This is a genomic window from Streptomyces sp. NPDC001093, from assembly GCF_040298985.1.
Lineage (GTDB): Bacteria > Actinomycetota > Actinomycetes > Streptomycetales > Streptomycetaceae > Streptomyces.
Genome location: NZ_JBEPBF010000122.1, coordinates 23765 through 31409 on the forward strand (window position 1 = coordinate 23765; position 7645 = coordinate 31409).

A 7645-nucleotide genomic window follows, 5' to 3' on the forward strand; every position below is an offset into this window, starting at 1 on the left:
GCGGGCCGTCCGGTCCTGGCGGGGCTGCTGACGGCAGGGGCCGGCTCGGGTTCCCGGTGGTGCCGCCGGCGAACATGGTGCTGTCGGCGGTGCCGGGGGGAGTCGGCCGAGACCAGATCACTAGGTGTCGCACTCCAGCACCGTCCGGCACAGACCGCACCGCGCCCGTACCCGCCCCTTCACCGGCACCCTGATCCGCTGATGGCAGGTAGGGCAGGAGAAGGAGACGCGGAGCCGGCCGGTGGGGTCGGGGGAGAAGGCGTAGGGCGCCGTCGGCTGGACGGCGGAGACGTTCCGGCGGTCATGGGCGTAGCGGCGCCGCCCCGCCCAGCCGGCCCCGGTCAGCGGCGGCTGCTGCTCGTCCCGGCGGGCCAGGGCCATCCCCTTGACGTACGCGTCGTAGGCCTGCGGGCTGGTGAACCACACCGAGGGGTCCTCGCGGAAGAGCAGCGCCCGCTTGGCCAGGACGTACCCGAACTCCTCCGGGGTGAGGTAGCCGAGCTTCTGCGAGGAGACCGCGTCCTCCCGGAAGGCGTCCAGCAGCAGCCAGCCCGCGCCGAGATACGTCGTCACCGTGTCCGTCAGGATCTCGTTCTCCGCCGTGGTGGGGAAGGAGAGGTCCAGGCGGTGGAGGTACACGTGCGCCACCTCGTGGGCGAGCGCCGCGCCGATGTCCCTGCGGTGGGTGCGGAAACGGTCGTTCAGTTCCACGAAGTACTCGGGGCCCGCCGCCAGTTCGACGTTCGCCGCGTGGGTCATCTCCCGGAAGCCGACGATCAGCCGAGCGTCCGGCAGCCGGAGGTGCCGCACGATCTCCCGGGCCACCCGCTGCGCGCCCAAGTGCAGGTCGTCGGTGTCGCAGAAGGCCACGTCGGCCGGGGCCAGGCTGGTCGAGAAGGTCTGGACGGTGGCCCAGGACAACCGCTTGTACAGCGCCGTGACGGCGGCCCGCACCGTCTCCAGGTGCGGATAGCCGTGCTGGACCGGTCCGCCGTTCGCCACGTCCGCACCCCCAAAGACGCCGGAACTCCTCTCCACTGTAGGCGCGACGGGCGGCCGGTCACACGGGAAGGAAGCGGGGCGCGGGGCGGTCCGGGCCCGTCCCCTGCAGCTCCAGCACCCACACCTCGTTCTCGCCCTCCCGCACCACCGGGCCGGGCACGTACAGGGACCGCTGGGAGCCCACCGACCAGTAGCGCCCCAGGTCGAAGCCGTTGATCCAGACGAACCCGCGTGTCCGGCCGGGCAGCTCCAGCCGGGCGTCCCCCGCCCCGTGGAGCGTGACGGTGCCCCGGTACAGCCAGGAAGCGCCCTCCTGCGGCCATGCGCCGAACCGCACCGCGTCCACGCCGTCGTCGAACGCGCACAGATCCGGCCCACGCGCGCGTACCCCGCGACGGGCTCCTTGAGCCGCGGCTCCTCCTCGGTGAGCACCCCCGCCCGCTGCCCGTCGACGTACACCACCGCGAGGTCCCGCAGACCGCCCGGCGTCTCCAGGATGTCTCCCAAGGGCGCCCAGGCGTCCAGCGTCACCTGCGCCGGGTGGCCCAACGGGGCGGGCCGCGGCGGCAGTTCGGGCAGCGGCCCGGAGTGGTACGCGGCCAGCACCTCGCGGAAGCGCCAGAACTTCTCGGTCGGGCGGCCGTACTCGCCCACGGGGCGTCGTAGTCGTAGGAGGTCACGTCCGGCTCCAGCGGGCCCTCGTGCAGTTCGCCGCCGCCCCGGTCGGCGCCCGCCCAGCCGCCGAAACTCGTGCCGCCGTGCGCCATGCAGAGGTTCACCGACGCCCCGCACCCCAGGATCTCCCGCAGCGCCCCGGCGGCCTCGTCCGGGTCCCGTACGACATGCTCGCCGGCGTTCCGGATACCGCTCGTCACGCGTGCGCACGCGCGTGCCCGGCTCGCCCGTCACCCAGGGCGGCAGTCCGCCGTTCTCCCACTCGGCGCAGATGCAGGGGCCCGGCCGGACGATCGCCCACAGTCCGGCCTCCCGGACCGCGTCCAGGAACCGGCCGAGCGCCTGTGCCGCCAGTGCCCCTCGTGCGCCCGGAAGTAGTGCAGCGCCCCGGACAGCGGCCATACCGGCCGCCCGTCCAGCAGGAAGTCGGATTCCCTCACCGTGAACTCGCTCATGCGCCCCAGCCTCACCCCTTCCGGAGGCCCGCGCCATGGACGAAGATCGGCGCTGCCTGGACAAAGGTCCGCCGTCGCCGACGCCGGGAGGAGCGCCGATGTACCAGACCTGGATGCGGTTCTTCAGCCCCGGCCCCGCCCACCACCGGCTCGGTCTGGTCTGCCTCGGCGTCGGCCTCCAGCACGGCGCCCTGCCCACGGTCGGCCCGCGCACCCTCGACCACCACGTGGCCGTCGTGATCAGCGCGGGCCGCGGCTGGTACCGGTGCGCCGACGGCCGCCGTATCACCGTCACCGCGCCCGCGCTGCTCTGGCTCACCCCCGGTGTGCCCCACCACTACGCGCCCGATCCCGGCACCGGCTGGGACGAGGGCTTCGTGGACTTCGCCGGGCCCGCCGCCGCGACGTACACCGAGCTCGGCTACATCGAGCCCGAGCGGCCCGTCGTCCCGCTCTCCGACGCCTCCGGGCCCCGCGCGGTGATCGCCCGAGTCGCCCGTGCCGCCCGCCGCGGCAACCCGCTGCTGGAGGTGGAGACCGGCGCCGCCGTGCACGAGCTCCTTGTCGCCCTGCGCCGCGCCCGCGCCGACCTCGCCCCGGACGGCGACCAGGTGCTCCAGGCGCTCGCGCGGGACGCGTGCACGCCGATGAGCGTCGCCGACCACGCGCGCGTGCACGGCATGACCCCCGCCGAGCTGCGTGGCGCCGTGCGCCGGGCCGCCGGCTGCAGCCCCAAGGACTATCTGCTCGGGATCCGGCTCGGCCGTGCCAAGGAACTCCTCGCCGGCACCGAGCTGCCCGTCGCCGCCGTCGCCCGCCGCGTCGGCTACGACGACCCCGCGTACTTCTCCCGGCTGTTCACCCGCCGGGTGGGCCTCGCCCCGGTCCGCTTCCGCGCCCAGCAGGGCCGCGGCGTGCCGGGCGGCTGGAGCGACCGTGTACCGGACCCGGACGATCCGCCTGTGATCCACTCTCCGGACAGCCCGGAGGACGGGCCCGCGGAACCCATAGGCTGACGTGCATGACCACCAGCAACACCGGAAACGGTGACGCGGACCTCGAGGTCCGTCAGGAACTGGAGCGGCTGCGCGACAGCATCGACAACATCGACGCGGCCGTTGTCCACCTGCTCGCCGAGCGGTTCAAGGCCACCCAGCAGGTCGGCCGGCTCAAGGCCGTGCACCAGCTGCCGCCCGCCGACCCCGCGCGAGAGGCCCGCCAGATCGCGCGGCTGCGCCGCCTCGCCGAGAACGCCAAGCTCGACCCGGCCTTCGCCGAGAAGTTCCTGAACTTCATCATCGCCGAGGTCATCCGGCACCACGAGCGCATCGCCGAGGACACCGCCAACGGACAACAGACGAACGGCTGACCCCGACCGGGGGCGGCCGGCGCCGGCAGCGGTGAGGGACCCGACGGGGATGGTTGGGCGCGCGGGGGCGGACGGGGGCGGGCGCCGGTGGTGAGCCGGGTGGGCGGGGGCCCGACGGGAGCGGGTGTGGGTCGTCCAGGGGCGGGCGGGCGCGGACGTTCCAGGGAGCGGACGCGAACGGCCGGGAGCGGGCCGCGCGGCCACGAGTGGTCGGGAGCGGGCAGGAATGGTCGGGGGCGGGCGGAAAGCAACGCAGTCCGGCCGCGTTCAGTCGGTGGCGGGAGGGGCGAGGGAGCGGACGGAGACGACCGGGACCGCGGCGCGGGCCGGGGCGGCGAGCCGGACATATGCCGTGAAGCCGTCCACCCCCTGTGCGCTGTCAGTGCGATCAGGCAGCATGGCCGCATGTCCGCACTCACGCGCGATGAAGCGCAGCTCCGAGCACAGTTCCTCGACGTCCACCGCTACACGGTCGAGCTGGACCTCACGACCGGGGACGAGACCTTCGACTCCCGCACCGTGATCCGGTTCATCGCGCGGTCCGCCGGGGACACGTTCGTGGAGCTGAGGCCCGCCGAGTTGCGCGCGGTCACGCTCGACGGGGAGCCCCTCGACCCCGAGTCGCTCGACGACGGCCGGCTGCCGCTGAAGAACCTCTCCGCCGGGGAGCACGAGCTGCGCGTCGACGCGGCCATGCGCTACTCCCGCACCGGCGAGGGCATGCACCGCTTCACCGACCCGAGCGACGGCGAGACGTACGTCTACACGCAGATGTTCATGGACGACGTCCAGCGCGTCTTCGCCGCCTTCGACCAGCCCGACCTGAAGGCCGTGTTCGAGGTCTCCGTCAGGGCGCCCGAGGGCTGGACCGTGCTCGCCAACGGCATCACCGAGCGGCGCGACGACGGCGTCTGGCAGGCGGCGCCCACCCCGCTGATCTCCACCTACCTGGTCGCCGTGGCCGCGGGCCCCTGGCACTCGGTGCGCACGGAGCACCGCGGGCTGCCCTTCGGCATCCACTGCCGCCGCTCCCTCGCGCCCCACCTGGAGGCCGACGCCGAGGAGATCCTCGACGTCACGCGCGCGTGCTTCGACCGCTACCACGAGAAGTTCGCGGAGCCGTACCCCTTCGACTCCTACGACCAGGCGTTCGTCCCCGAGTTCAACGCGGGCGCCATGGAGAACCCGGGCCTGGTCACCTTCCGCGACGAGTTCGTCTACCGCTCCGCCGTCACCGACAGCGAGCGGGAGACCCGCGCCATGGTCATCGCGCACGAGATGGCCCACATGTGGTTCGGCGACCTCGTCACCCTCAAGTGGTGGGACGACATCTGGCTGAACGAGTCCTTCGCCGAGTACATGGGCTACCAGACCACCGCCGAGGCCACCCGCTTCACCGGCCCCTGGACCGAGTTCGGCGTCACCCGCAAGGCCTGGGGCTACGACGCCGACCAGCGCCCCACCACCCACCCGGTCGCCCCCGAGAAGGTCGACGACACGGCCTCCGCGCTGCTCAACTTCGACGGCATCTCCTACGCCAAGGGCGCCTCCGCCCTGCGCCAACTGGCCGTCTGGCTCGGCGAGAAGGACTTCCTCGCCGGCATCAACACCCACTTCGCCCGCCACAGGTTCGGCAACGCCACCCTCGCCGACTTCATCGACTCCCTGGCCTCCGCCACCGAGCGCGACGTGCCTGCCTGGGCCGACGGCTGGCTGCGCACCACCGGCGTGGACACGCTCACCCCCCGCCTCACCACCGCCGACGGCGCCTGCACCCTGACCGTCGACCGCGTGGGCAGCCGCCCGCACCGCCTCACCGTGGGCCTGTACGACCACGACGTCGCCGACGACGGCCGGCTGGTGCTGCGCGAGCGCCTCGACCTCGACGTCCCGCAGAGCGCCCCGCAGCCCATCGGCAGGCGCCCCGCGCTGCTCGTGCCCAACGACGGCGACCTCACCTACGCCAAGGTCCGCTTCGACGCCGAGTCCTTCGACACGGTCCGCGCCGGCCTGTCGGGCCTCCCCGACCCGCTCACCCGCGCGGTCGTCTGGAACGCCCTCAGGGACGCCGTACGCGACGCCGAACTGGCGCCCGCCGCCTACCTGGAGACGGCCCGCGCCCACCTCCCGCGCGAGACCGACCTCGCCCTGGTGCAGGGCGTCCTCGCCTTCGCCTCCGGCCAGATCGCCACCCAGTACCTGAAGCCCGAGGACCGCCCGGCCGCCCTGTCGGCCCTCACCGCCCTCTGCCGCGACCTGCTGCGGCGCACCGAGGACGGCGACCACCCCGGCCTGCGCCTGATCGCCGTACGGCACCTGATCGGCGTGGCCGCCCACCCGGACACCATCGCCGCCTGGCTCGCCGACGGCACGGTGCCCGGCGGGCCGGAACTCGACCCCGAGCTGCGCTGGCGCATCCTCGGCCGGCTCGCCGTGCTCGGTGCCACCGACGAGGCCGCCATCGCCGCCGAGCTGGAGCGCGACCCGAGCGCCACCGGCCAGGAGGGCGCCGCCCGCTGCCGTGCGGCCCTGCCCGACCCGGAGGCCAAGCGGACGGCCTGGGAGGCGATGTTCGCCGGCGACGACCTGTCCAACTACCTCTTCACGGCCACCGCCCAGGGCTTCTGGCAGCCCGAACAGGCCGATCTGGTACGGGAGTACGTGCCGCGCTTCTACGAGGACGCCGTCGCCGTCGGTGCGCGGCGCGGACCCGCCATGGCGGTCGCCGCCGGCCGCTGGGCCTTCCCGGCCCATGCCGTCGACACGGAGAACCTGCGGCTCGGCGAGGCCTGTCTGCGCGAGGCCGACCCCACCCCGGCCCTGCGCCGCACCCTCGCCGACCGCCTCGACGACCTGGCCCGCGCCCTGCGGGTGCGCGACGAGCAGGAGGAACCGGCGGCACAGTGAGCACGGGTGGAGTAGGTCCGACGGCCTAGGGCGCGGCTGGTCCCTGGCGACGATGCGGCGGCCCGGACGGCCTTCCTAGGCTCGAGCTGTCAGCAACGATCAGCCGAGCCCTGGGAGGCACCCTCCATGATCGTAGTGACCGGCGCGACCGGCAACGTCGGCCGTGCCCTCGTCGACCGACTCCTCGCTGCGGGCCGGCCCGTGCGGGCGCTCACCCGCGACCCGCAGCGGGCCGCCCTGCCCGAGGGCGCCGAGGTGGTCCGGTTCCAACCGGACGACCCGGCCGCCCTGTTCGGCGGGGCGACGGCCCTCTTCCTGTACGCCCAGGCCGGCACGGCCGACCTCCTGGCGGCCGCCCGCGCCCACGGGGTGCGGCATGTCGTGCTGCTCTCCAGCGGCATCGTCCAGGAGGGTGCCGACGAGACCCACCCCATCCACGTCCTGCACGCCACCGCGGAACAGCAGATCCGCGACAGCGGGCTCGACTGGACCTTCCTGCGCCCGAACGCCTTCGCCACCAACGCCCTGCAGTGGGTGCCGCAGATCCGCGCCGGCAACGCCATCCGGGGCGTGTTCGCGGACGGGCTCTCCGCACCCATCCACGAGGACGACATCGCGGCCGTCGCCGAGCGGGTCCTGCTCGACGGCGGGCACGAGGGCGCCGTGCACCGGCTGACCGGACCCGAGGCGATCAGCAACGCCGGGCAGCTCGCGGCGATCGGCGAGGCCCTCGGCAGGGAGCTGACGTTCGTGGAGACCGACCCCCGCGAGGCGGGACCGGAGCTGTTCCCGCACGTCCCGCCGTACATGCTGGAGCGGCTGCTGCGGACCTTCGAGGAGTCGGTCGGTGTGCCGCCGGAGATCACCGACACCGTGCAGAAGGTCACCGGCACCCCGGCCCGCACGTTCGCCCGGTGGGCGCGGGATCACGCGGACGACTTCGGCGCAAGGGCCTGATCGCTCCGCCTCCGCGTACCCACTTTCGGGTTCCGGTCGTTGGGCTTTCGGGACACACGGGGTTCTTCCCGTACAAGGTGGAAGCCCAAGGGTCCGTAAAGGCCGGAATGCCGGGGCGTTCCGCGAGTGGAGGGGCAGCCGATGAGCGGTGAGGAAGCTCTGCGTACGCCGCCCCTCGCCTCGGGTCGCCGCTGATGGACCCGATGCTCGACGAATTCCGGGCGATCGCAGCGGAGTTGGAGTACGGCGCGCCGAGCATTCCGATCGTGTCGACCCTGAC

General features: G+C 73.7%; 6 protein-coding genes and 1 pseudogene. 4 read left to right on the forward strand and 3 right to left on the reverse strand.

Annotated features, from left to right (window positions below; genetic code table 11):
• Positions 1-120: 120 nt before the first annotated feature.
• Together ABT288_RS39280 and ABT288_RS39285 are read right to left on the reverse strand one after the other, a co-directional pair.
• Positions 121-1002, reverse strand: coding sequence for a hypothetical protein (locus ABT288_RS39280; RefSeq protein WP_351618609.1), 882 nt, complete (start codon positions 1000-1002; stop codon positions 121-123).
• A gap of 58 nt (positions 1003-1060) precedes the next feature.
• Positions 1061-2132 (reverse strand): annotated as a pseudogene (locus ABT288_RS39285) (beta-galactosidase).
• 98 nt (positions 2133-2230) lie between these two features.
• Here ABT288_RS39285 and ABT288_RS39290 point away from each other — a divergent pair.
• Together ABT288_RS39290 and ABT288_RS39295 are read left to right on the forward strand one after the other, a co-directional pair.
• Complete coding sequence (locus ABT288_RS39290; protein ID WP_351618611.1) at positions 2231-3148, forward strand: helix-turn-helix domain-containing protein; 918 nt, start codon at positions 2231-2233, stop codon at positions 3146-3148.
• Between the two features lie 5 nt (positions 3149-3153).
• A complete protein-coding gene (locus ABT288_RS39295; protein ID WP_351618614.1) occupies positions 3154-3501 on the forward strand; it encodes a chorismate mutase in 348 nt (115 codons plus the stop codon).
• Between the two features lie 267 nt (positions 3502-3768).
• Here ABT288_RS39295 and ABT288_RS39300 read toward each other — a convergent pair whose 3' ends face one another.
• Positions 3769-3900: a hypothetical protein gene (locus tag ABT288_RS39300; protein ID WP_351618617.1), complete on the reverse strand. Its 132-nt coding sequence runs from the start codon at positions 3898-3900 to the stop codon at positions 3769-3771.
• 6 nt (positions 3901-3906) lie between these two features.
• Between ABT288_RS39300 and pepN the strand changes: the two genes are divergently transcribed.
• Together pepN and ABT288_RS39310 are read left to right on the forward strand one after the other, a co-directional pair.
• Positions 3907-6408 carry an aminopeptidase N gene (gene pepN, locus ABT288_RS39305; protein WP_351618620.1) on the forward strand — a complete coding sequence of 834 codons (2502 nt, stop codon included), beginning with the start codon at positions 3907-3909 and terminating at the stop codon, positions 6406-6408.
• A 126-nt stretch (positions 6409-6534) separates the two neighbouring features.
• Positions 6535-7365, forward strand: a complete 831-nt coding sequence (locus tag ABT288_RS39310; protein WP_351618623.1) for an SDR family oxidoreductase — start codon at positions 6535-6537, stop codon at positions 7363-7365.
• The last annotated feature ends 280 nt before the right edge of the window (positions 7366-7645 follow it).